This is a genomic window from Nocardia asiatica NBRC 100129, assembly GCF_000308415.1.
Taxonomy (GTDB): Bacteria; Actinomycetota; Actinomycetes; order Mycobacteriales; family Mycobacteriaceae; genus Nocardia; species Nocardia asiatica.
The window spans coordinates 14,437-37,554 of record NZ_BAFS01000259.1; the positions used below are offsets into that span (position 1 = coordinate 14,437).

Here is a 23,118-nt window from a genome sequence, read left to right on the forward strand (position 1 = left end):
CGATCCGCGTGCGGCGATGCGGATCACCCCGCTGCAGGCCGCTGGTGAGCCATCTCGTCAGATGGTAGCCCGAACCGCGGCGGCACAGTCGCCGTCCGGCGCCGCTCGGGCCTCCGGCGTGTCGTTGCGGCGTGCGTCTCCGACGAGCGGTGTGTGTCGCGATTCGAGGCGCACGACAAACCTGTGCGTCCAGGTGGCGGCCGTTCCCCCTCAGCGAGTCCGGTGCGCCTCGCTAGTTCGCGACGTCGGCGCTGCGTTGGGCGGGGGCGTCGTAGACGAGGGTGTATCGCCAGAACAGCCGACGCCGGATTCGGGCGCCGGGCAGCTCCTGTGCGGCAGCGGCTCGGATCTCCGCCAGGGTCTCCTTCGGCTCGGCAGTGGGAGCGGCCATGTGCGGGGGTGGCGCGTCCGCGCGGGCCGGGTGCTTGACCAGTCCCAGCACCGGATTGGCGACCAAGGCGGGCAGGTCGGCGAGCAGGTCGACGGTTCCGGCCGAGCGGTAGCAGCCGACGATCACCAGTCGCCCGCCCGGCGCGAGGCAGTCGCGCAATTCGCGCAGTGTCGGCGCCAAGGGCAGGTGATGCAGGACGGCGACGAGAGTGATCGCGTCCCAGCGCCGCCGCGGGTCGCGCCCGGCGAAATCGGTGTGCACGACGGTCACCGCGGGGTCGTCGGCGAAACGCTCGGCCGCGACATGGACGGTCGCGGGGTCGGGTTCCAGCGCGGTCACGGTCGCGACGTGGTGACGCAGCCCGGCCACGAGGTTGCCTGTGCCGCAACCGACGTCGAGGACGTGCCGTGCTCCGGACGCCGCCACCCGGTCGACGACCCAAGGGGCGTAGTGATCGTTGTGGCTCCACGGATGTCGCTGGTTGAACCGGTCGAGTCGAGACAGCACCCCTTCATTCTCACGGCACGGTCCGCGTCCTCGGAAACCCGCGGGTTCCACCGGGGTCCCAGCAGTTCATCGCAGTCGCTTCCATGCGGTGCGGGCCTGGTGCTCACAGAGAGCGGCCAGAGCGTAGCGGGATCTCGAACATCGCCGGCGCTCGAAGGCCGGAAACACAATCCGGGGAGCCGACGATAAGACGGACGATCCCCGATCTTCAGCGTGTACAAGGCCACCGGGGACTTGATCAATCACCGGCAACGCCCGGTGCGGCTGTGGCGGTTCGCCACAGCCGGACGCGTCGACCCTTTCGGCGACGCGGGCGGCGCTCGACTGCACTCGGACACACCTCTGACTCGAAGACAGGCTCACCATGACCTCATCACGGCGATATGCCGCTGTCCTCCTCTGCGCGGCGGCCGCGCTCACCGCTGCCGCGTGTGGCACCGACACCGCATCGACACCAGTCACCACAACACCGAGCGCGGCATCGGTGGCACTCACCACTCACACGCCGCCGCCGACGACGACAACCGTGGCGCCGCCGACAACCATTGTGGCGCCGCCGCTTCCGTCCTCGCCGCAATCGACCATCGCACCTCCGCCGCCGCCGGCCGCGGTCGTGCCTGCTCCGCCCGCGGCGGCGGTACCTGCGCCTCCCGAGGCGGCAGTGCCCGAGCCGCCGCGCCCCAGCGTCCACTTCCCCAACTGTGCTGCCGCCAGGGCCGCGGGCGCCGCACCGCTGCGGCGGGGGGAGCCCGGCTACAGAGCAGAGTTGGACCGCGACAAGGACGGCATCGCCTGCGAATAGTTCGCCGTTCGTCCTACCGGTGTTCCGCGACTGCCGCTCCGGCGGTTGGTCGTGCCTGGCGTGTCGGTTGTAACGCCCGACGCGGGGGTCGCGATCAGTTGGTGGGTGCCATTGTCTCCATCGGTACCCGACGTGGATACCGCGCTGCCGCCGAACCAAGCCACACAATCCCCCTGCCGGCGGCAGCGCCCGCATCTATCCGTGTCGCGTCACGTCCGGGCGACGAACGTCCGCTACTTCTTTCGCGCGAGCCGATCCCGGCGAGTTCGTCTGGCGCGCTCGGACGATGGGGTGCGGAGGCGGCAGCGCATGTGGTCGAAGCGGCCCACGTACAGGACTTCGCTGTAGCGATACTCTAGTCAAGTAGAATCGGCGGCAAGGCGCCGGGCAGCCCGGACGTTCGCCTATCGCAGTCGCACTCGGACCTGCCGGTTCCGCGTACACGAAAGGACGCAGCCGCGATGAAAGTTCTCGTTCTCGGCGGATACGGCGCAGTAGGCCGGCATTTGGTCGCCGAACTGCGGCGAAGCGGGGACACCGCCCTGGCGGCCGGACGTGACCCGGCCCGCGCCGATGTGGCGATCGACCTCGGCGAACCGCGACTGCAGTCCTATCAGAAGTCGCTGGACGGTATCGACGTCGTCGTCAACGCATCGGGTTTCGAGGATCCGCGTCTGGCCGAACGGGCGGCCGACCGAGGCTCGGCGTTCGTGGACGTCACCGCGTCCACCGAGTACGTGGCGCGCCTGGAGCAAGCGACTCTTCCCCGTCCGGTGATCGTCAGCGTCGGTCTGGCGCCCGGGTTGACCAACCTTCTGGCCGCTGCCGTGCACGCGCGAACGCCGGAACCCATCGACATCGCCGTGCTGCTCGGAGCGGGGGAGCGGCACGGCGCGGCCGCGACGGAGTGGTCGTATCGTCTGCTCGGCCGGAAATTCCGGGCAGACGACGAGTTGGTCCGTAACTACACCCGGCCCCGGATTTTCACGCTTCCCGGCCACCGACGGCGTCGACTGTTCCGCACCGACTTCTCCGACCAGCACGTCCTGACCCGTGACCTGGGCGTCCGTGTGCGCACCTACTTCGCGCTCGATTCCCGCGTCGCGACAACGGCGTTGAGCCTGGCGACCTGGATTCCCGGCGCCGCCGGAATGCCGCGCGGGTTCCATTTCCCGGGCACCGACGAATGGACGGTGCTGGCGCGTGCGCAATCCGGCCTCGCCCACTGGGCGCGCGGTCGCAACCAGTCGCGGGCCACGGCGGTGCTGGCCGTCCGGGCCGTCCGCGCCGCGGCCGGCCTGGCGCCGGGAATGCACCACCTGCACAACGTATTGCGCCTCGCCGACCTGCCCGCGGACTCGGGCATCGAAATCGGCACGTCGATCCGCTAGCGCCGCGGCATCCGCCCTGGCGGGCGGCCGCGTCGCCGGGGCGGTCCGGCGCCGTTGCCCGGAATGAACACCTGCCGGTGGCGGTGATGAGAATTGGACGCGCGGCTCACCGGAACGGACACTGTCGAGCCGGTTCACGACTGGCCGGCATCGCCCGCTTCCGAGGACGCGGGTCGCGGTGCGGCGAAATGGATGCGCAAGGGCAGGCGGAAGAGGCCGGTCGAGCCGCTGCGCATCCACTGGGTGACTGCCGCGACAGCCGAACCGATCGACAGCGCAATCGCCAGGAACGCCCACTGCGTGAGACTCGCCGAGGCGTAAGCGTATTGACCGGAGCCCGGCACCGCGAGTCTGCCGTTGTTGAACGCCCAATTCAGCAACGATCCGACGTGACCGCCCAAATCCGTTGTGCGCGAGACCATCGCCTTCAACTGGCCGGCCTTGCTGTTGACATAGAGAGCTGTGCTGAGCACCAGCAACATAGTGGCCAGCGTCGACAATGTCGCCAGACGGGCAAGCGCCTCGATGCGCAACCGCAGATTGATCACCACGGCCAAGACTGTGACGACGATCGCGGCGCTCGCGAGCAGTGCCCAGAATCCGGTGATGTGTACGGTGCGCGGCTTGGACTGCGACCAGACATTCAAAAACACTGTGGTGATCTGCATGCGGCCGAATGCATTTGCGCGGACACTGCCATCCGCGCCGGACGCGGTGATCCACGGCTGGAACAGCAGTACGAGCGTCACCAGGCTGCCGGCCGCGGCCCAGGCATAACCCCAATAACCGCGCAGCACAACTTGATACGTCCTCGGTCCGCGCGCCGCGGCGGCGTCGCTTTTCCGCTCTCGAGTCCGGTTATTTCGAGGTGTGTTCTCTTGCCAAGGTGTCGGCTGCACCATTGGCTCAGTCTAAGACCGGCGATCTGCTGAAATCGGCCGCTGTCGCCATTCCTGGGAATATATGTATCCGTCCTTTGTGCGCCCGTAACAAAAAGCCACGCGTTGATGTCGGCGCGACGGGGAGGTAAATCGTGTATGAATTCTTCGGATCGTCGACGATGCCAGGATTTCGGTACCGGCCGGTCCTGCCGAATCGCTGCGGCAGTGCGGGACGGGACTCGACACGAGGACCGCCATGCGACGCGCTGGGGCAATCGAATCGACATTTTTCGAGGTCGCTTCGGAGGGGGTGCGGGTCCGCATCGGTTCTGGTGAGATGGTGGACAGGGAGGGAAAGATCGCCATGTACTTCGCCCCTGATCCCCAGCACCGCTACTCCGACCTCGAAGGCATGCGCCAGGACGAGCAGCACTTCCGGACGCTGTCCATCGCGGGACGCCCCGCGTTCCTGATCGACGAGCACAACCCGCGCGGCTCCCGCGGACTGCCGTATCCGGGTTTCAGTGCCCTCCGGCGGGGCGATCCGGTTCCTGGCGCGCGACGCCCTGATCCGTCCGGCCTGTCCGTCGCATGAGGGTGCATCCTTCTCCAGCGGTGCCTGTCGGCTCAGCGGTACGCCCGCCACCGCGAGGGCGGCGAAGCACGCGCTGTGGGAGCGGCGGCCCGGATGCGTCCTTTCCTGTGCTCCTGCGTCTGTCCTGGTGCCCATTCCCACGAATCAAGGAGCCACCATGGCCGACCCCAAAGAGTTCCAGTCTCCGGCGACTCGTCGTACGGACGCCTCACCGCAGCCTGCGGTCTCCTCCTGTTGCAGCGCCGAACGGCAGATCACGTGCTGCGATGACAGCGACAAGGTGACGTGCTGCGCTCCGGCGGCCACGGCCGGCGGCGGGTGCGGCTGTCAGTAGCCTTCACCTGGTGCGGTGCGAGCCTCGAGCGGCTCGCACCGCATTTTTGTCGATCGTGGTGTTCCCGGGCTGACCGGCCGGGGCGTTCCCGAACCGGTGTGCCGGTTTACTGGCTGGAGTGTGATGCGGCATTACAGCCGCAGCCTGTGTCGCTGCCGGACGCGCCTGCGCAGGCTCCGTCGCGGGGTTGGTAGTCGTGCACGTGGCCGGTGCGGTCCTGGCTGATCCGGCAGCAAGCGTGCAGTTGGGCTTTGAGGGCGGCGCGGCCGCGTTGGACACGGGATTTCATCCCGGACACCGAGATACCGGCCTCGCTTGCGGCAGCGGCGTGCGTGCGGGCGTCGAAATCGACCATCTGCACCGCCGAAGCCTGATCGACGGGCAGCGCGGCCAGCATCGGCACCAGACACGAGGCCAATTCTTTCTCCGCCGCCGCACCGGTGTCGGGTGCGTCGTCGCCTGCGGAAGGGTTTTCGGGGACGGCGTCGACGGGTAGTTCGCGGCGATGGGGTGCCGAGCGGTAGTAGTCGGTGATCGCATTGCGGGTGATGGCGTACATCCAGCCCAGCAGCCGGTCCTGATCGCGCAGATTGTCCAGGCCCGTGGTCATCCGCAGGAACACGATCGACAGGATGTCGTCGGCGTCTTCCGGGCGGGAGACCCGGCGGGCGATGAAGACCCGCAGGTCGTCGGAGAAGCGGCGCCAGAGCAGGTCCAGATCAGCGCGTGGTGTGGTCGCGGTGGTGGCCGGTGTCTCGCTCATGATCGGGGTTCCTCTCCCTCTCCAGCATCCTCGCTCACCGCTGTGGTGGCGAGTCTTGGTTCGCGGTCCCCGGTACCGACGGCGGTGGCCGCGATCGGACGCATCCGTGCGTCCCGATCCGGTGTGTCACGTCTGTATGGGTGTCGAAGTCGATGTCGGGTTCTCCGATTCGACAGACCCGATCAGCGCGGCGAGGAGGTGAGAGCGATGCTGACGACACATCTGCTGTCGGATCTGACCAGCGAAGAGGTCGATCTGATCGTGGCCGAGGAACTGCATGTGCTCGACGCCACCTCATGAGCGCCGTCGACGCCCGCACCGGGCGTATCCGCTGAAACAGCACACCCATGCGCCCCTACCCTCTCAACGGTAGGGGCCATAGGCGTGCCAGGTTCCAGGCAGACGGACAGCGCACACGCAAAACCGCCTCGTCCTATCCCTGCCGGAGGGAGGAGACGAGGCGGATGCGTCGTACGTCGTTCAGCGGGCACGGGCCGACCGGGCCCACCGGGTGATAGCGGGGGCAACGGTGACCGCTGCCCATAGTGCGATCGCCGCGGCCAAGGCGGTGACGGTGTCCGCGGTGGTGGCGGTACCGAGCACATGTCCGCGCAGAGCGTCGGTGGCGTGCGCGACCGGATTGACCGTGGCGATGGCCTGCATCCAGCCGGGCATGGTCTGGATAGGTGCGAACGCGCTCGAGACGAACATCAGGGGCATCATCACCATCATCCCGGCGAACTGGACCACGTCCGGGCGGCGCAGCCGGTCCCCGATCAGCCCGAACAGTGCGCTCATCGCCCCTGCCAGCACCACCAGGACCACGACCGCGGCGACGGCATCGACGGCGCTGCCGTGGAAGCCGAAACCGAGCAGCACGGCGGCGATCCCGAGCAGCGCGGCTCTCGCGAGGGTGAAGACGGCCTCGTTGACGGTGCGTGCGATCCCGGGCAATGTCGCTCGCATGGGCAGGGCCGCGAAGCGGTCGTGCAGGCCGTTGGTGTGATCGATCGCGGCGGAGACTCCGGCGTTGGTGCCGGCCATCACCGTGGAGACCGCGAGCATGGCCGGGGTGAGGAAGTCGATGTAGCTGACCCCGGCCGGGAAGCCGGGCCCGGCGGCGACGCTGCGGAACACCTGGCTGAACAGCACGAGCATCGCCATCGGCATGGTCAGCGAGAACATCAGCAGTTGCGGGACACGGGCGCTGGTGCGCAGGTTCCGGACAGTCAGGGCGGCGAGCTGGTCGGTGATCGAGGAACGCCCCATCACGGTTGTGGTGTTCATCGGTGGGCTCCGGTGGTGTGGGTGAGATGGGAGAAGACGTCATCGAGCGTTGGGGAGGTCACATCCAGGTCGCTGACGTCGATGCCGTCGCGGTGCAGGTCGGCGACCAGCGCGGTCGCCGTGGGCGCGTCGTCGACGGTGACCGACACTCGCACCCGGGTGCCGTCGGCCCGGTCGGTGTCCGGGGTGAACGGCAGATCCGCGATCTGGTGGGTCGGAACGGTGGCGCGCAGGACCTTGCCGCCGACGATCCGTTTCAATTCCGCGGGAGTGCCGCGAGCGGCGACCCGGCCACGGCTGAGCACCACGATGTGGTCGGCGAGCCGGTCGGCTTCCTCGAGATACTGGGTCGTGAGCACGACGGTGGTGCCCGCGGCGGTGAGTTCGTCGACGACATCCCACAATCCGGCGCGGGCCAAGGGGTCCAGACCGGTGGTCGGTTCGTCGAGGAACAGCACCGACGGGTCACCGACAAGGCTGGCGGCCAGGTCGACGCGGCGGCGAGAGCCGCCGGAGAGTTCTCCGACCCGGCGGGTCGCGTACTCGTGCAGGCCGAGCCGGTCGATCAGCGCGTCGGCTCGTGTGCGGGCGGCGCGGCGCAGACCGGCCAGTCGGCCGATCAGCTCCAGGTTCTCCCGGGCGGTGAGGAATTCGTCGAGTCCGGCGTATTGACCGGTCACCCCGATCCGGCGGCGGACTTCGGTGGCGTCGGCGACCACATCGAGGCCCGCGACCTGCGCGCGGCCGACCGTAGGCCGCACCAGAGTGGTGAGCGCGCGGATCAGGGTGGTCTTGCCCGCACCGTTGTGGCCGAGCACGCCCAGCGTCGTCCCCGCGGCGACTTCCAGATCGACACCGTCGAGCGCCCAGGCTCTGCCATAGGCGACGTGCAGATCCTCGACCACAACGGCCGGGGCGCTCATCGCACACCCCTGACCCGGTCGGGCAGCTGGTTGTACACGTGAATCGTCATCGCGGGATTCCTCTCGGAAGAAGATGTGCTCACACCCGGGCGGATGAGAGTCCGCTTCCTCAGACGAAGCGGTCGCGAATCGGACGCACCGGTCCAGTTCACCCGCTGTTCGCTTGTCCTGGCGTATTGATATCGATCAATATAGGCGTATGTCGAAATCGCAGCTTCCGATCGTGCCGGTGCAGTCGTGCACCGCCGCGCCGATCGTGCGTGAACCGTTGACCGCGCAGGCCGCCGCGGAGTTGGCGGGGGTGTTCAAAGCGCTGTCGGATCCGATGCGGCTGCGGCTGCTGAGTGCGATCGCCGCGCGCGCCGGGCAGGAAGCGTGTGTGTGCGATCTGTCCGAGGGCATCGATCTGACTCAGCCGACGATCTCGCATCATTTGAAGGTGCTGCGCGAGGCCGGGTTGCTGGCCAGCGAGCGCCGTGCCTCCTGGGTGTACTACCGAGTGATTCCCGAAGCGCTGCAACGGTTGTCGGATGTGCTGCTGGTCGAAAGCGGCGCTGCTGCGGGGGTTGACGCGTGAGCGCGGATGCCGCCATGGAGAGCGGGGTTGTGGGGAAGCTGTCGACCCTGGACCGGTTGCTGCCGGTGTGGATCGGTGTCGCGATGGCCGCCGGCCTATTGCTCGGACGCGTGATCCCCGGCCTCGGGGACGGGTTGAGCGCGGTGGAGATCGATGGCATTTCGCTGCCGATCGCGATCGGGTTGCTGATCATGATGTACCCGGTGCTGGCGAAGGTTCGCTACGACCGGCTCGGCACCGTCACCGGCGACCGGAAGTTGCTGATCGGGTCGCTGGTGCTGAACTGGCTGCTGGGCCCGGCGCTGATGTTCGCGCTGGCATGGCTGCTGTTGGCGGATCTGCCGGAATACCGGACGGGATTGATCATCGTCGGGTTGGCGCGCTGCATCGCGATGGTCGTCATCTGGAACGACCTGGCCTGCGGAGACCGTGAAGCCGCCGCCGTGCTGGTCGCGTTGAACTCGGTGTTCCAGGTGGTCATGTTCGCGGTACTGGGCTGGTTCTACCTGTCGGTGCTGCCCGGCCTGCTCGGTCTGGAGCAGACCACCATCGACGCCTCGCCGGTGCAGATCGCGAAATCGGTGCTGATCTTCCTCGGTATCCCGCTGCTGGCGGGCTACCTGACGCGCCGTTTCGGCGAACGCGCCAAGGGCCGCGACTGGTACGAAACCACGCTGCTCCCGCAGATCGGGCCGTGGGCGCTGTACGGGCTGCTGTGCACCATCGTGATCCTGTTCGCCCTGCAAGGCGAGCAGATCACCGCCCGGCCGCTGGACGTCGTGCGGATCGCGATCCCGCTGCTGGTCTACTTCGCGATCATGTGGGGCGGCGGCTACCTGCTCGGCGCCGTCCTGGGCCTCGGCTACGCGCGCACCACCACGCTGGCCTTCACCGCCGCGGGCAACAACTTCGAACTCGCCATCGCCGTCGCCATCGCCACCTACGGCGCCGCTTCCGGTCAAGCACTGGCCGGAGTCGTGGGACCGCTCATCGAAGTGCCCGTTCTCGTGGGGCTGGTGTACGTCTCGCTCGCGCTGCGCGGCAAGTTCCCCACCACCGGCCCTGCCACGCCGATACCGGCGGACCGGGCAGGGGAGACCGACCCCGGCGCGAGCCGCCCGCAGACCTCGACACCCGAACCAGCTGAAAGGGCATAGCGCTCATGGCATCCAAGCCCAGCGTCCTCTTCGTCTGCGTCCACAACGCCGGACGCTCGCAAATGGCCGCCGGATTCCTCACCCACCTCGCCGGAGACGCCATAGAAGTCCGCTCCGCCGGCAGCGCACCCGCCGACACCGTCAATCCCGCCGCGGTCGAAGCCATGGCCGAGGTCGGCATCGACATCTCCGGCCAGAACCCGAAAATCCTCACCCCCGACACGGTCGAAACCTCCACCGTGGTCATCACCATGGGCTGTGGCGACGCCTGCCCCTACTTTCCCGGCGTGGACTACCGCGACTGGAAACTCGACGACCCCGCGGGCCGGGGCATCCACGCCGTCCGCCCCATCCGCGACGAGATCCGCACACTCGTCGAAGACCTCATCAGCGAACTGGCGCCTGACGCGCGGTAGGCAGCTCGCGTGTGCCGCCCGGACGAGCGCACGCGAATATGGCCGAAAATCTCGATATCGCGTCCGTATCTCTCGTCCGGCCTGCTGGTTTACCGCCATACGCTCGAGTACATGGACAGCCACTACGACGTGCTCGTCATCGGATCCGGCTTCGGCGGCAGCGTGGCCGCACTGCGGTTGACCGAGAAGGGATACCGGGTCGGCGTGCTCGAGGCGGGCCGTCGGTTCGCCGACGACGAGTACGCGAAGAACTCCTGGCATCTGCGCGAGTACCTGTGGGCGCCGAAACTCGGCTGCTACGGCATTCAGCGGCTGACTCTGCTCAACGACACCTTCATCATGAGCGGGACGGGGGTCGGCGGTGGGTCGCTGGTCTACGCCAACACCCTCTACGAGCCGCCGGAGAAGTTCTACCGCGACAAGCAGTGGGCGCACATCACCGACTGGCGCGCGGAGCTGGCGCCGTTCTACGACCAGGCGAAACGAATGCTCGGCGTCACCGAGAACCCGGCCACCACCCCGGCGGACCGGATCCTGCGCGAGGTCGCGGAGGACATGGGCATCGCCCACACCTATCGCCGCACCCCGGTGGGCGTGTTGTTCGCGGACGGCGATTCCCGGCCGGGCCAAGAGGTCGCCGACCCGTACTTCGGCGGAGTGGGCCCGTCGCGCTCGACCTGCACGCACTGCGGTGAGTGCATGACCGGCTGCCGGCACGGCGCGAAGAACACACTGGTGAAGAACTACCTGTATCTGGCCGAAAAAGCCGGCGCCACCGTCCATGCCCTGACGACGGTCACCGACGTGCGGCCGCGGCCGGAGGGCGGCTACGAAGTGCGGACGGTGCGCACCGGGCGGTGGGTGCGCAAGGCGAAGCAGACGTTCACCGCGGACCAGGTGATCTTCGCGGCCGCGGCGCTCGGCACCCAGAAGCTGCTGCACCGGCTGCGCGAAACAGGCAGTCTGCCGCATGTGTCGCCGCGTCTCGGGCATCTGTCGCGCACCAACTCCGAGGCGGTGCTGGCCGCGCGATCGCTGCGCAAGGACGTCGACTTCACCAAGGGCGTCGCGATCACCTCGTCCATCCACCCCAACGACTACACCCACGTCGAGCCGGTGCGCTACGGCAAGGGCAGCAACGCGATGGGTCTGCTGACGACCGTGCTGGTGGACGGTCAGGAAGGCAAGGCCCGCTGGTTGCTCGGGGTGAAGGAGCTGATCAAGCAGCGCCGCAATCTGCATCGGCTGCACAATCCGCGGCACTGGTCCGAGCGCATGGTCGGCGTGCTCGTCATGCAGAACGTGGACAACTCGATCGTGACCTACACCAAGCGCGGCTTGTTCGGCAAGCGCATGACGACCAAGCCCGGTGCCGGTGCCGCGCCGCCGACCTGGATTCCGGAAGGCCACGAGGTGACCAGGCGGATCGCCGAGAAGATCGACGGCCTTCCGCAGGGCGCCTGGACCGAGCTGGTGAACACGCCGATCACCGGCCACTTCATCGGCGGTTGCGCGATCGGCGACTCGCCCGAGACCGGCGTCGTCGACCCGTACCACCGGGTCTACGGGCACCCCGGTCTGCACATCACCGACGGCTCGACCATCTCGGCGAACCTGGGCGTGAATCCCTCGCTGACCATCACCGCCCAAGCCGAACGCGCGATGGCGCTGTGGCCGAACAAGGGCGAGGACGACCAGCGCCCGCCCTTGGGTGCCGCTTACCGCAGACTGTCGTCGGTCGAACCGAAGAACCCGGTGGTGCCGGTCGCCGCGCCCGGCGCACTGCGCCTGCCGATCACCCCGGTCTGAGCGGGCGGAAAACCGGTCGCTCACCGCTGTCCGGGGTGACAGGATCGGCGCTGTGCCCGCCCATGTCACCCTGGAACCGCTCGACGAGCTGTTGCTCACCGAACTCCTGCACGCGGCCGTCGCCGATGCGGACCCTGGCGAGGTGATGCCGGTCGACGGCCCCGGCGGGAGCTGGAATGCCGACCGTGCCGCGGGTTTCCGAGCGTTTCACCGAAGCCGGGCGCTGGCGACTCCGCCGGTCGAATCGACCTACGGCATCCGAGTGGACGGCGAGGTGGTCGGAGCGGCACGACTGTGCCCGCTCCCCACCGCGCCGGGCGCCGCCGAGGCCGGAGTGTGGATCGGCCGCTCGCGCCGCGGATCGGGCATTGGAACCGCGGTGCTCGGCGAACTGATCGAGCGGGCAACCGCCGAGGGTTACGCCGAACTCTTCGTGAGCACGACAGCGGACAACACGGCCGTGCGACGCATGCTGACCGCTCGCGGCATCGACTACACGATGAAAGGCGATACGGTCACCGCCTGGGTGCGCTGCGTTTAGATGCCGCGCAACACCTTTCGTCACCCGATAGCCGGACTGCCCGCGAGTCACGTGCCCTACGTCCACCTCGCATCCCAAAGCGCCTAGCCACCTCAACCACCGGTCCCCGACCGAGCATGTGCCGTTCGCGCCCACAACGGCACCCGGCCCTCCAGCACCGCGGGCTCCAAACCAACCACCCCTCTGACGCCTTTGCGGCCACCGCATAAACGGCGACCACAAGCCCGGCGTTAACCCGAGAGACTCGCCCCTGCTAACCCCGTCCCCTCTGTGTCGAACTCACCTACCAACGCGCTCAGCGCACCTCAACCCAGGTTTCGAGCGAAGCGAGACCGAGCATCCGCCGTTCGCGGCCACAACAGGCCCGCGAGCCCCAGCGCCGCGGGCTCTGACGACGAACCCCTGACCCAGGTCACGCCTGAGCGGCTACACATGGACGGCGACCACAGGCCCCGCCTCGACCGAGAGACTTACCTGCGCATCCCGTGCCCTGTGTGTCGAGCTCGCCTACCACCGCGCCCAGCGCACCGCAACCCCAGGTTTCGAGCGAAGCGAGACAGTGCATGCGCCGTTCGCGGCCCGGCTCGCGTCCGAGCGGCCGCCGCGTCCGCGACGAAGTCGCAAGCGGCGGTCGCTCGGACGCGAGCCATAGAGGGGCCGCGAACACCCAGCGCCGCAGGCGCTGGAAAACAAACACAGCGAGCCACAAGGGGGCCGCGAACACGCCGCGACGAAGTCGCGGCAAAATAACACAGTGCGCATCTTCCTGGCCGGTGCGACCGGCGTGATCGGTGTCCGCTTGCTTCCGCTGCTGGTCGAGGCGGGGCACGAGGTCGCGGGGATGACCCGGTCGGCGGCGAAGGCCGATCAGGTGCGGGCGGCGGGCGCGCAGCCGGTGGTGTGTGACGTCTACGACGCGGATGCCTTGATCGCCGCTGTGGTCGGGTTCGGTTCGGAAATGGTGCTGCATCAGCTGACCGACTTGCCGGACGACGCGGCGCTGCTGCCGGAGCGCGCCGAGGCGAACGCGCGCATCCGCACCGAGGGCACCCGTAACTTGATCGCGGCCGCGCGGGCGGCCGACGCGCGGCGTTTCCTGGCGCAGAGCATCGCGTGGGAGCCGCCCGCGGGCCGGGGTGCGGTGATCGAGGAGCACGAAACGGCTGTGCTCGACTTCGACGGCGTGGTGGTGAAGTATGGCCAGTTCTACGGGCCGGGCACCTATTACGAGACCGAACTGCCCGCTCACCCGCGTGTGCACGTCGACGATGCCGCGCAGCGGACGATCCCGCTGCTCGACGCGTCGAGCGGTGTGGTGATCGTCGCCGACGCGTCCTAGCGCCGGTCAGGAGGCGCAGGGGCCGGTGTCGACCGCCCGGTCGGAGCGCCATGCGTGGTCGAGACGATCGAGCACCTCCGGCAGGCTGGTGGCGAACCCGACGTTGCTGTCGTTCTCGTCGACGCCGAACACGATGCCGAGCACGCGGCCTTCGCGGTCGACCAGCGGTCCGCCGGAGTTGCCGTGCTGGATCGAACCGTCCAGCGTGTAGATCTCGCGTTCGCCGAGGCCGGTGCGGTAGATGTCGCGCACCTGGCGCGCGGCTCGGCTGCGCACCCGGGTGGCGGACGCGGTGTAGGACCCGCCCCTCGGGTAGCCGAGCGCGATGGCGTCGGCGCCGGGACCGGCGGCGCGGGGCGCGACGGTGAGGGCGGGCGCGGTGAGACCCGGGACGGCGAGGACCGCGATGTCCATGATCGGATCGAACTGTACGACGGTCGCGGTGAGCTGCCCGGTCGCGGCGTCGACGGAGACCTTGCTGGATCCGGCGACGACGTGGGCGTTGGTCAGCACCCGTTCCGGGGCGATGACGAATCCGGAGCCGGATTGGCGCACGCCGCAGGTCGGTGCGAGGTCTTGGACGCGAAGCACGCTCGGCCGCAGCTCGGCGGGCATCGGGCCTGCCACGATGCCGGGATCGGGCGGTGCGAGCGGGCGCGCGAGCCCGGCGTCAACGATGGGCGCGGTGAGCACATCGGACAGGCCGGACAGCCAGAACGGCGCGATCTCGTCGACGGTCCGCACGGTCGCCGAATCGCGCACCGAGGCCGCGGATTCCAGCGGCGCGGTGAACAGCCACACCACCAGGGGGACCGCGACCGTATACAGAAGGCATCCGCCGAGCGCGTCCACGCGGCGCGTGACGGGGTCGGAGACCGCCGCCCGCGCGGCGCGACCGGCCCGGTGTCCGGCGATCGCGCCGAACGCGACCAGTCCGATGATCACCGTCAGCGCGAGCAGCAGCCGCACGGCGCCCGGAGCGAGCTGACCGAGCGTGGTCGCCGAGAGCGCCGCGCCGAGAATCGCGCCCGCCAGTGCGCCCGCGAAACCAGGTAGTCCCACGATGGCGCCGTGGCGCCAGCCGAGCACCGCGGCGGCCACGAGGGTGCCGAGCACGACGAGATCCAGCCAGTTCGGCAAGGTCAACGCCATACTCCCGTCGCTGCTGATGAGGAACGGCGACGGACTCGTCGTCGGCCGCCCCCGTCGCCGCCCGGCTATATCCGGCTAGCGCGTCGGCAACGGTCGAGCCGCTAATCTAATCAGCTATTCGAGCTGCGGCAACCATGTCGCTCTACACCGTGGGCTGGGTGGCCAGCGCTCGCCGGGCATACGCGCGGACGTCGGCATCGGTGTCGTCGATGGCGGCGCGCAGCGCGTCGTGCGCGGTGGGCAGGTCCGGCCACGCCGACAGCGACAGCACGGCCGCTTTGCGGACGTCGAGATGCGGATCGTCCAGCGCCGCAGCGAGGATCGGCACCGCGAGATCGGGATCGGCGCCGGCCAGCCCGCGCGCCGCGCCCACCCGGATCTGCCAGGCCGAGTGTCGCAGCGCGGCCGCCAGCGTCGCGACATCTTCGGATCGCGCGCCCAGCTGGGCGAAGGCGGTCAGCGCCGCGGCGCGGACCAGCGGGTCCTGGTCGTCGGCGAGGTGACGGAGAACTTCGACGCCGCCGTCGCCGATGGCGGCCAAACCTTGGGCGACGGCGATCCGCACTTCCCGGTTGGGGTCGGCGGCCAGGGCGGCGACGCCGTCGCGGTCGTCGAGCGAGACCAGCGCGCGGACCGCCTCGATCCGGACGCGATGGTCCCCGTCCGCCAGCGCGGCGCGATACTGCGTGGCTTCGCCCGCCCGCAGGGCGCGCAACAGATCGATCACGGTGGCCCGCACGATCGGGTCGGCCGAATCGAGCCGGTCGGAGAGCCCGGGCGCGGCGGGCAGGACCTCGACGAGTTCGCGCAGGCTCGCCGCGGCCGCGCGTCGGACCGAGGCCGCCTCGTCGTCCAAGGCGTCGCCGAGGGCGGTCGCGAAACCTTCGGGGGTGTGCTCGGTCAGCACCGAGATCGCCGCGGCTCGCACGCCCGGGTCCGGATCGGTCAGGTAGGCCGACAGTTGCGCCACGGTGGGCTCGTCGAGCGCGAGCAGCGCGACGATCCTGGGTGACGGGGGAGTCGTCGGCCGCGCCGCACCGGCTCCGGCCCGGTCGCGCTCACCGGCGGCGCCGAGGTGCGGTGCACGGCCCGCGCTGTGGTGCGGCTGGTGCACCGGCACCGGCACCGCCTCGGCGTCGGCCGAGGGCAGGTCGTCGAGCCCGGGCACCGGAACCAGGTACGGCGCCACCGGCCGCTTCAGGAAGCCCATGGTTCCGTCGGGGTTCTTGCGCAGGTTGAGGTGGTACCGCCATTCGACATCGTCGCGTTCGGGTAGGTCGGCGCGCTCGTGGTAGAGGCCCCAACGGGATTCGGTCCTGGTCAGCGAGCTGCGAGCGGCCATCTCGGCGCAGTCGCGGATGAACGACACCTCCACCGCGCGCATCAGCTCGTGCGGGGTGCGCGCGCCGATGCCCTCGACCTCCCCGCGCATCCGGTCGAAGGTCTCCACCGCGATGGCCAGCTTCGTGGCCGTCTTGGGCGGTGCCACATAGTCGTTGACGAAACGGCGCAGCTTGTATTCCACCTGCGGCTGCGGCGGTCCGTCCGGATGGCGCAGCGGGCGGTAGATCAGTTCGTGCGCGTCGGCCAGTTGGTCCTCCGGCAGCTCGGCGGGGGCGGTGACCTGCGCCAGGGTGGACGCGGCGTGCGCGCCGGCGAGATCGCCGAAGACGAACGCGCCGATCATGTAGTTGTGCGGCACGCACGCCAGATCGCCCGCCGCGTACAGGCCGGGCACGGTGGTGCGCGCGTGTTCGTCGACCCACACGCCGGAGGCGGAGTGTCCACTGCACAAGCCGATTTCGGAGATGTGCATTTCGATGTCGTGGGTGCGGTAGTCGTGGCCGCGGTTGGCGTGGAAGGTGCCTCGGGTGGGGCGTTCGGTGGTGTGCAGGATGCCTTCGAGGGTGTTCAGCGTCTCGTCGGGCAGGTGCGACACCTTGAGGTAGATGGGGCCGCGCGCGGATTCGATCTCCCGCTTGACCTCGGCCATCATCTGGCCCGACCAGTAGTCGGAGTCCACGAAGCGTTCGCCGTCGGCGTTGACCTGGTAGCCGCCGAACGGATTGGCGACGTACGCGCAGGCCGGGCCGTTGTAGTCCTTGATCAGCGGGTTGATCTGGAAGCATTCGATGCCGCTGAGTTCGGCGCCCGCGTGGTAGGCCATCGAGTAACCGTCGCCCGCGTTGGTCGGGTTCTCGTAGGTGCCGTACAGGTATCCGCTCGCGGGCAGTCCGAGCCTGCCGCACGGTCCGGTGGCCAGGATGACCGCCTTGGCGCCGACGGCGACGAATTCGCCGGTGCGCGTGTGCAGCGCGGCGGCGCCGACGGCGCGTCCGTCGGCGGTGAGCACACGCACCGGCATGAGGCGGTTCTCGATGCGGATCCGCTCGCGCATCTTGCGCTGGCGCAGCACGCGGTACAGCGCCTTCTTGACGTCCTTGCCCTCGGGCATCGGCAGCACGTACGAACCGGAGCGGTGCACCCGGCGCACCGCGTACTCGCCGTACTCGTCCTTCTCGAACTTCACGCCGTAGCGCTCCAGCCGCTGCACCATGGCGAAGCCGCGCGTCGCGGTCTGGTACACGGTGCGCTGGTCGACGATGCCGTCGTTGGCCCTGGTGATCTCGGCGACGTAGTCCTCCGGTTCGGCTTTGCCCGGGATCACGGCGTTGTTCACGCCGTCCATGCCCATGGCCAGCGCACCGGAGTGCCGCACGTGCGCCTTCTCCAGCAGCAGCACGTTCGCGCCCTGCTCGGCGGCGGTGAGCGCGGCCATCGTGCCCGCGGTGCCGCCGCCGATGACGAGCACGTCGCAGTCCAGCCGGATGTGTTCCGGCAGCGGCGGAATGTTCACAGTCTCTCCAGGATCTCGGCCTTCGTCGCGGACCGGTCGATCGCGTCCCGCGGGCTGGGCACCGGCACCAGCGCCCGCAGCGCGCCGCCGCCCAGCACGGCGATGCGGTCGCCGAGCAGCAGGGCCTCGTCGAGATCGTGGGTGACGAAGACGATGGTGGTGGGGTGGGCGCGCCAGGTCTGGATCAGCAGGCGCTGCATGGTTTCCCTGGTCTGGGTGTCGAGTGCGCCGAACGGCTCGTCCATCAGCACGGCGCGCGGCGCGGCGGCCAGGCTGCGCGCGAGCTGCACGCGCTGGCGCATTCCGCCGGACAGGTCGCGCGGCAGGTAGTCGGCGTAGCCGGTGAGCCCGACTTCGTCCACCCAGTGCAAGGCGGTGGCTCGCCGCTGGGCCCGGGGTGTGCCGCGCAGGCACAGGGCGAGTTCGATGTTCTGCCGCACGGTGCGCCAGGGCAGCAGCGCGTCGTCCTGGAACACCAGGGCGCGGTCGGCCGCCGGCCCGGAGACGGGAGCGCTGTCGGCCAGAATGGCTCCGCCTTCCGGTGCACGCAGCCCGGCGATCGCGCGCAGCAACGTCGACTTGCCGCACCCGGATTTGCCGACCACGACGAGGATCTCGCCCGGCGCGATCGACAAGTCGAGTCCGTCGAGCACCGGCTCGCGGCCGTAGGCGATCCGGACACCGGTGAGATTCAGGCGCATTCCGGCCGATGCCGGTGCGTCGATCACTGTCGTCATGCTTCGACCTCTCTGGGCAGCCAGCGGGTGATGCGGCGGCCGGCCAGCTCGACCAGCCCCGATGTCGCGAAACCGAGGACGCCGATGGTGATCATGCCGACGAACACGGCCGGATAGTCCACGATCGTGTACGCCTGCCAGGTGCGGTAGCCGACGCCGAGGCGCCCGGAGATCATCTCCGCCGAGATCAGGCAGATCCACGCCACGCCGACGCCGACCGACAATCCGCTGAAGACGCCGGGCAGGATGCCGGGAAACACCACGCGCGCGAGCACGTCCAGCCGCGACGCGCCGAGCGTGCGCACCGCGTCCTCCCAGATGGTGGGCAGCGCCCGCACCGCGTGCCTGGTGCTGACCAGCACCGGGAACAGCGAGGCGGTGAACGTGATGAACACGATGCCGGATTCGTCGCTGGGGAACAGCAGGATCGCGACGGGGACAAGAGCGATGGCCGGGATCGGCCGGATCAGTTCGGCCAGCGGGCCGAAGGTGTCGGCGAGCAGCCGCGATCGGCCCAGGCCGATACCCGCGAGCACGCCGACCACGGCGGCCAGGCCGAAGCCGGTGACGATCCGCAGCAGCGACTGCGCGATGTCCAGGTAGTACTGGTCGGCGCGCAGCTGTGTGCCGAATTCGGCGACGATCTCCGTGACGGTGGGCAGCGTGTCGAAACGAAGGCCCGCCCGGATGTCGTTGACCGTCACCAATTGCCACAGACCGACCGCGACGGCGACCGAGGCGACCCGCAGCAGGCGTGAACGCCAGGCCGACCGTGCCGCCGGGGCGGCTTCCGGTCCAGCGGCGGCGGGTTCCGCCACGGGTCGCACTGCCCGTGCGGCGAGTTCGCTGGTCATCCGCGTACTTCCGTGACGGCCTGGTCGTAGCCGACCGCGGTGGCGGACGGATGCGCCTGCCGGTAGCGCTGCGCGGCGGCCGGCGTGGTGAAGGGCAGATACGCGGCGCCGTCCCGCAGCCAGATCGACTTGTCGGCGAACCACCGCGTGCCCAGTTCGGTATCCGGTACGTAAGCGGCGCGGATCGTCTTGCCCTGCGCTTTCGCGGCCTGGATCGCGCGCAGCAGGCAGGTCGGGTTCGCCGCCGGTTGCGGTGTCGGCGCGCCGTCCAGCCACAGTTCGCCGGCCAGCTCGGGATTCTCCGCCGCGGTGCCGCAGACCTGGTCGGCGCCGGTGACGCGCGTCGGGTTGGCGGTGTTCGCCAGGTCGCGGTCGTAGTCGCGGCCGGTCTCGGCGAACACCTTGCGCAGCGGCGCGTCGTCGACGAACCGGTCGATGTCCAGCTCCGCGAAGTCGCCGATCGACTTCAGGTACGCCACATCGCCTTTGAGCGCCGCGATCAGGCTCGGTTTGAGCGTGGTGTCGAAACTGGTTCCGCCGGGACCGTTGTAGAGGTACACCACCTCCTGGGGCAGTCCGGACCCGTCGGCGACGATCTTCGCGGCCTCGAAGGGCTTCTCCCGCAGGAACTGGGTGGCGTCCAGTTGCGCGGCCAGGAACGCCTGCAGCACCTCCGGGTGCTCGGCGGCGTACGCGCGCCGGGCCACCACGCCGTGGAAGGTCGGCACTCCGAGTTCGGCGCCGTCGTAGAGCAGCTTGGCCTTGTTCTGGAAGACGACCAGACCGGGCCAAGCGACGAACTGCGACAGCGCGCCCACCTGACGGGATTCCAGGGCGGTCGCGCCGACCTGCGGCTGCTGGTTGAGCACCTCCACGCCCTTGGCCGGATCGATCCCGGCCCGCGACAGCGCCTGCACCAGCGTGCCGTGCCCGGCCGAACCCACGCTGGCCGAGATCTTCTGCCCGGCCAGGTCGCCGATGCCGGTGGCGGCCGAATCGTTCGGCACGACGACCATGTTCAGCGCGCCTTTGGGGTTGTACCCGGTGACCGACACCAGTTCGGTGCGTGCGCGCTCGTTGACCTGGGTGCGGGAGCCGTTGATCAGCAACGGGTAGTCGCCCATCGATCCGATGTCGATCTTCTCGGCCACCATCTGCGCGGTGATCGGCGCGCCGGTGTCGTAGTCCTGCCACTCGACCTGGTAGTTCGCCCCGCCGTTTTCGGTGATCTTCCGCAGGCGCTGTTCGAGGTAGCCCTGTGCGCGCAGCAAGGTGCCCGCGGTGACGGTGTTGATGGTCTTTGACTGGTAGCCGACGACCACCTTGACGGTGCCCGCCGGGGTGTCGTCGGTCTGCTCCAGCGAGCACCCGGTCAGCGCGAGGGCGGCGGCGAGCAGGGCAGGGGCGAGTTTCACTTTCATCGGTCTTCCAGATCAGCGGAGCAGGTAGGGCATATTGACGGTGACGGCGCCGGTGGGGCAGCGAGCCGCGCACGGACCGCAGTACCAGCACTCGTCCACGTGCATGAAGGCCTTGCCGTTGTCGGGGTTGATGGCCAGGGAGTCGAGGGGGCAGATCTCGACGCACAGCGTGCATCCCTGGATGCACAGCGACTCGTCGATGGTGACGGGGATGTCGGCGCGCTGGTTCACGAGTGCCATCTAGAGGACCTTCCATTCGGGGTTGCCGCGGGTCAGGCTGCCGCGCATGGTGATGCGGTCGCCGCGCATGCGGATGTACTCCAGGTCGACCGGACGGCCGTCGTCGAGCCGGGTCAGTCGTTCCAGCATCAGCAGCGGCGCGCCGCCGGGGACGTCGAGGGTGGTGGCGGTGTGCGGGTCGGCGGGCACCGCCTCCAAGGCGAGGTCGGCCGAGCCGAGCGTCCGACCGCTGATGCGTTCCAGCAGCACGAAGACGTCGGTGTGCTCGAGGTCGTGGCCGAGCACCTCGGTGCCGATATCGGGCACGAGGTAGGTGAGGTCGAGGCTCAGCGGCAGATCCGCGAGATAACGCAGCCGCTCGAGGTAGACCACGCGCTCGCCCGGCGCGAGACCGAGCCTGCGGGCGACGGCGGGCGGCGCGGCGACGTGCATCGCCGCGCGCACCTCGTTACGCACGGTGCCGTGGCCCTTGACGGCTTCCTGCAATCCCAGCAGCGCGTCGAGGCCGTGGTCGTACTTGCGGGTGGCGACCCGGGTGCCCACCTTGGGCGCCCGATCGATCAACCCCTCGTCCTTCAACAGCGCCAAGGCATCGCGCACGGTGTTGCGCGAGGCGCCGTACTCGGCGGCGAGTTCCTGTTCGCTCGGCAGCGCGCCCTCGAAGGCGCCGGCGTGCAGTTGGTGGCGCAAGATGTCGGCCACCCGTCGCGCTTGATCGGCGCGCAACTGCCGCACCGGCGTGGGTTCCGCTGCCACTCTCTCCGCCTTACTGTCGCTGACCTGCACGAATAGCGACGATAACGGCGTTGCGGAGGGGTGGACGCCCGGCTTTCGACCCGGCGGATTCAGAGGATGTTATTGCGCCGGGCGCTCCCTGGCCCGACCTGGCGATATGCGGCGACGCCCGGGTATTACGCCACCTTCGCGACGCGCGGCGGATTCCGATCAGGTCGATTCGAATTACGCCGTCGGCGCGAGTTGGGCCCGAAATCTACGGAGGCGAAGCGTAGATACTCCGCTCATCGTCCGCTACGGCGCGATCGCCTCGGGAATACCCAGCAGCGCCGCCTGGACCTCGTGTAGCCGGTCGACGTCGCCGCGAATGCCCGCGACGCTGTCGTTGTACAGGAATGCCTCGCCGAGCCGGACCAGCGCGTAGGCCAGCAGTGCCGGTTCCAGCGGCGGGGTGTAACCGTCCTCCTCCGTGGCGCGGATGATCAGCTCGCGGACGGTGCCGACGACCAGGGGTTGCACCGGGCCGTCGCCCGCGGTGAGGATTCGCAGCCCGGACAGCGGCTCGTTCTCGAAATAGCGCCGGAACGGTTCGTTGTCGGTCATCCAGCGATTCACGCGGTACAGCACGTCCAGGATGCGCCGCGCGCCGGTGGAGCGGCGGCGGGCGTCCGCGCGGGTGAGCAGCGCCTCGAACTCCCCGGCCAGGACCGCACCGAGCACACCGTCGCGAGAGCCGAACCAGCGGTAGACCGAAGCCCGGCTGAGTCCGAGCTGTCCGGCGATCGCCTGGATGTCCACGCGCTCACCGGACAGGAAAGCCCGGCGAGCGTGCTCGATGACCTGTTCCCTGGTCGCGGAGGCCGGTCGGCCGGGAGGGCGGGTGGTCCGCTGACTGGAATCGATCACCGCGGAATGATACATCCTCGATGAAGTGTATCGAAACGGGTTGTGTTCAGAACCAGGCGTCCTGCATCTGCAGGGTAGTCGTGTCCAGCCGGGCGAGCAGATCCAGCGCCGGTGCGGTCTTGGGCAATTCGAAACGATAGAAGTATCGGGCCGCGTGCCGCTTGCCGTCGTAGAAGTCGCCGGTACGGTCCGCGGCGGCGCGGAACTGCTCGAGCCAGATCCAGGCCACGACGGTGTGCCCGAAAGCCTCCAGGTACACCGAGCTGTTGGCCAGCGCGGCCTCGATGTCGCCGGAGGCGAACAGCTTCGCGGTCACCTCGACCAGCCGCCGCCACGCCGCATCCAGTTGTGCGCCCAGCTCCGCCGCTTCACCGCCCGCCGCGCGCGCGGCCGTGATGGTGGCGTCGATCCTGCCCCCGAGTGCGAGCAGACTGGCTCCGCCCTGCTGGGTCACCTTGCGCCCCAGCAGATCCAATCCCTGGATGCCGTGTGTGCCCTCGTGG

At 69.2% G+C, this 23,118-nt stretch carries 23 protein-coding genes; 9 read left to right on the forward strand and 14 right to left on the reverse strand.

Annotated elements, in window-relative coordinates:
• Positions 1-232: 232 nt before the first annotated feature.
• Positions 233-898 (reverse strand): class I SAM-dependent methyltransferase, encoded by a 666-nt coding sequence (locus tag ON27_RS24980; protein WP_043732764.1) that lies wholly within the window; start codon positions 896-898, stop codon positions 233-235.
• Between the two features lie 364 nt (positions 899-1,262).
• On the opposite strand from ON27_RS24980, the gene ON27_RS41550 reads away from it, so the two are divergent.
• A complete protein-coding gene (locus ON27_RS41550) occupies positions 1,263-1,700 on the forward strand; it encodes an excalibur calcium-binding domain-containing protein (RefSeq protein WP_083887800.1) in 438 nt (145 codons plus the stop codon).
• A gap of 461 nt (positions 1,701-2,161) precedes the next feature.
• Positions 2,162-3,091 carry a saccharopine dehydrogenase family protein gene (locus ON27_RS24985; protein WP_043732766.1) on the forward strand — a complete coding sequence of 310 codons (930 nt, stop codon included), beginning with the start codon at positions 2,162-2,164 and terminating at the stop codon, positions 3,089-3,091.
• A 134-nt stretch (positions 3,092-3,225) separates the two neighbouring features.
• Here the strand turns inward: ON27_RS24985 and ON27_RS24990 are convergent, their stop codons facing one another.
• Complete coding sequence (locus tag ON27_RS24990; protein ID WP_157227334.1) at positions 3,226-3,993, reverse strand: hypothetical protein; 768 nt, start codon at positions 3,991-3,993, stop codon at positions 3,226-3,228.
• 319 nt (positions 3,994-4,312) lie between these two features.
• Between ON27_RS24990 and ON27_RS24995 the strand changes: the two genes are divergently transcribed.
• Complete coding sequence (locus ON27_RS24995; RefSeq protein WP_169334532.1) at positions 4,313-4,567, forward strand: hypothetical protein; 255 nt, start codon at positions 4,313-4,315, stop codon at positions 4,565-4,567.
• Between the two features lie 440 nt (positions 4,568-5,007).
• Here the strand turns inward: ON27_RS24995 and ON27_RS25000 are convergent, their stop codons facing one another.
• The 3 genes from ON27_RS25000 to ON27_RS25010 all read right to left on the reverse strand — a co-directional run bounded on the left by ON27_RS25000 (position 5,008) and on the right by ON27_RS25010 (position 7,874).
• Positions 5,008-5,664 (reverse strand): sigma-70 family RNA polymerase sigma factor, encoded by a 657-nt coding sequence (locus ON27_RS25000; RefSeq protein ID WP_043732776.1) that lies wholly within the window; start codon positions 5,662-5,664, stop codon positions 5,008-5,010.
• A gap of 480 nt (positions 5,665-6,144) precedes the next feature.
• Complete coding sequence (locus ON27_RS25005; protein WP_043732779.1) at positions 6,145-6,951, reverse strand: ABC transporter permease; 807 nt, start codon at positions 6,949-6,951, stop codon at positions 6,145-6,147.
• Positions 6,948-7,874 carry an ATP-binding cassette domain-containing protein gene (locus ON27_RS25010; protein WP_043732782.1) on the reverse strand — a complete coding sequence of 309 codons (927 nt, stop codon included), beginning with the start codon at positions 7,872-7,874 and terminating at the stop codon, positions 6,948-6,950. The genes ON27_RS25005 and ON27_RS25010 overlap by 4 nt, the downstream gene beginning before the upstream one ends.
• A gap of 199 nt (positions 7,875-8,073) precedes the next feature.
• Between ON27_RS25010 and ON27_RS25015 the strand changes: the two genes are divergently transcribed.
• From ON27_RS25015 to ON27_RS25040, 6 genes are all read left to right on the forward strand, one after another.
• Positions 8,074-8,451 (forward strand): ArsR/SmtB family transcription factor, encoded by a 378-nt coding sequence (locus ON27_RS25015; protein ID WP_043732785.1) that lies wholly within the window; start codon positions 8,074-8,076, stop codon positions 8,449-8,451.
• A gap of 14 nt (positions 8,452-8,465) precedes the next feature.
• Positions 8,466-9,608, forward strand: a complete 1,143-nt coding sequence (arsB, locus tag ON27_RS25020; protein ID WP_245560103.1) for an ACR3 family arsenite efflux transporter — start codon at positions 8,466-8,468, stop codon at positions 9,606-9,608.
• Between the two features lie 5 nt (positions 9,609-9,613).
• Positions 9,614-10,024: an arsenate reductase ArsC gene (locus ON27_RS25025; protein WP_043732788.1), complete on the forward strand. Its 411-nt coding sequence runs from the start codon at positions 9,614-9,616 to the stop codon at positions 10,022-10,024.
• Positions 10,025-10,135: 111 nt separating this feature from the next.
• Positions 10,136-11,833, forward strand: coding sequence for an FAD-dependent oxidoreductase (locus ON27_RS25030; RefSeq protein WP_043732791.1), 1,698 nt, complete (start codon positions 10,136-10,138; stop codon positions 11,831-11,833).
• Positions 11,834-11,885: 52 nt separating this feature from the next.
• A complete protein-coding gene (locus tag ON27_RS25035) occupies positions 11,886-12,374 on the forward strand; it encodes a GNAT family N-acetyltransferase (protein WP_043732793.1) in 489 nt (162 codons plus the stop codon).
• A 754-nt stretch (positions 12,375-13,128) separates the two neighbouring features.
• Positions 13,129-13,713, forward strand: a complete 585-nt coding sequence (locus tag ON27_RS25040; protein WP_043732795.1) for an NAD-dependent epimerase/dehydratase family protein — start codon at positions 13,129-13,131, stop codon at positions 13,711-13,713.
• A 6-nt stretch (positions 13,714-13,719) separates the two neighbouring features.
• Here ON27_RS25040 and ON27_RS25045 read toward each other — a convergent pair whose 3' ends face one another.
• The 9 genes from ON27_RS25045 to ON27_RS25085 all read right to left on the reverse strand — a co-directional run.
• Positions 13,720-14,859, reverse strand: coding sequence for a MarP family serine protease (locus tag ON27_RS25045; RefSeq protein WP_043732839.1), 1,140 nt, complete (start codon positions 14,857-14,859; stop codon positions 13,720-13,722).
• 148 nt (positions 14,860-15,007) lie between these two features.
• Positions 15,008-17,722 (reverse strand): fumarate reductase/succinate dehydrogenase flavoprotein subunit, encoded by a 2,715-nt coding sequence (locus ON27_RS25050; RefSeq protein ID WP_043732797.1) that lies wholly within the window; start codon positions 17,720-17,722, stop codon positions 15,008-15,010.
• A complete protein-coding gene (locus tag ON27_RS25055; RefSeq protein ID WP_043732799.1) occupies positions 17,719-18,459 on the reverse strand; it encodes an ABC transporter ATP-binding protein in 741 nt (246 codons plus the stop codon). Before ON27_RS25055 ends, ON27_RS25050 begins: the two co-directional genes overlap by 4 nt.
• Positions 18,456-19,313 (reverse strand): ABC transporter permease, encoded by an 858-nt coding sequence (locus tag ON27_RS25060; protein WP_043732802.1) that lies wholly within the window; start codon positions 19,311-19,313, stop codon positions 18,456-18,458. Before ON27_RS25060 ends, ON27_RS25055 begins: the two co-directional genes overlap by 4 nt.
• On the reverse strand, positions 19,310-20,734 hold the full coding sequence (locus tag ON27_RS25065; protein ID WP_043732805.1) for an ABC transporter substrate-binding protein: 1,425 nt from the start codon (positions 20,732-20,734) through the stop codon (positions 19,310-19,312). Before ON27_RS25065 ends, ON27_RS25060 begins: the two co-directional genes overlap by 4 nt.
• A 12-nt stretch (positions 20,735-20,746) precedes the next feature.
• Entirely contained in the window at positions 20,747-20,974 is a 228-nt protein-coding gene (locus ON27_RS25070) for a 4Fe-4S dicluster domain-containing protein (RefSeq protein WP_043690033.1), read from the reverse strand.
• Positions 20,975-21,730 (reverse strand): GntR family transcriptional regulator, encoded by a 756-nt coding sequence (locus ON27_RS25075; RefSeq protein ID WP_043732808.1) that lies wholly within the window; start codon positions 21,728-21,730, stop codon positions 20,975-20,977.
• A gap of 273 nt (positions 21,731-22,003) precedes the next feature.
• Positions 22,004-22,615 (reverse strand): QsdR family transcriptional regulator, encoded by a 612-nt coding sequence (locus tag ON27_RS25080; RefSeq protein WP_245560101.1) that lies wholly within the window; start codon positions 22,613-22,615, stop codon positions 22,004-22,006.
• 46 nt (positions 22,616-22,661) lie between these two features.
• The coding region (locus ON27_RS25085; protein ID WP_169334533.1) for an acyl-CoA dehydrogenase C-terminal domain-containing protein at positions 22,662-23,118 on the reverse strand (457 nt) is incomplete at its 5' end.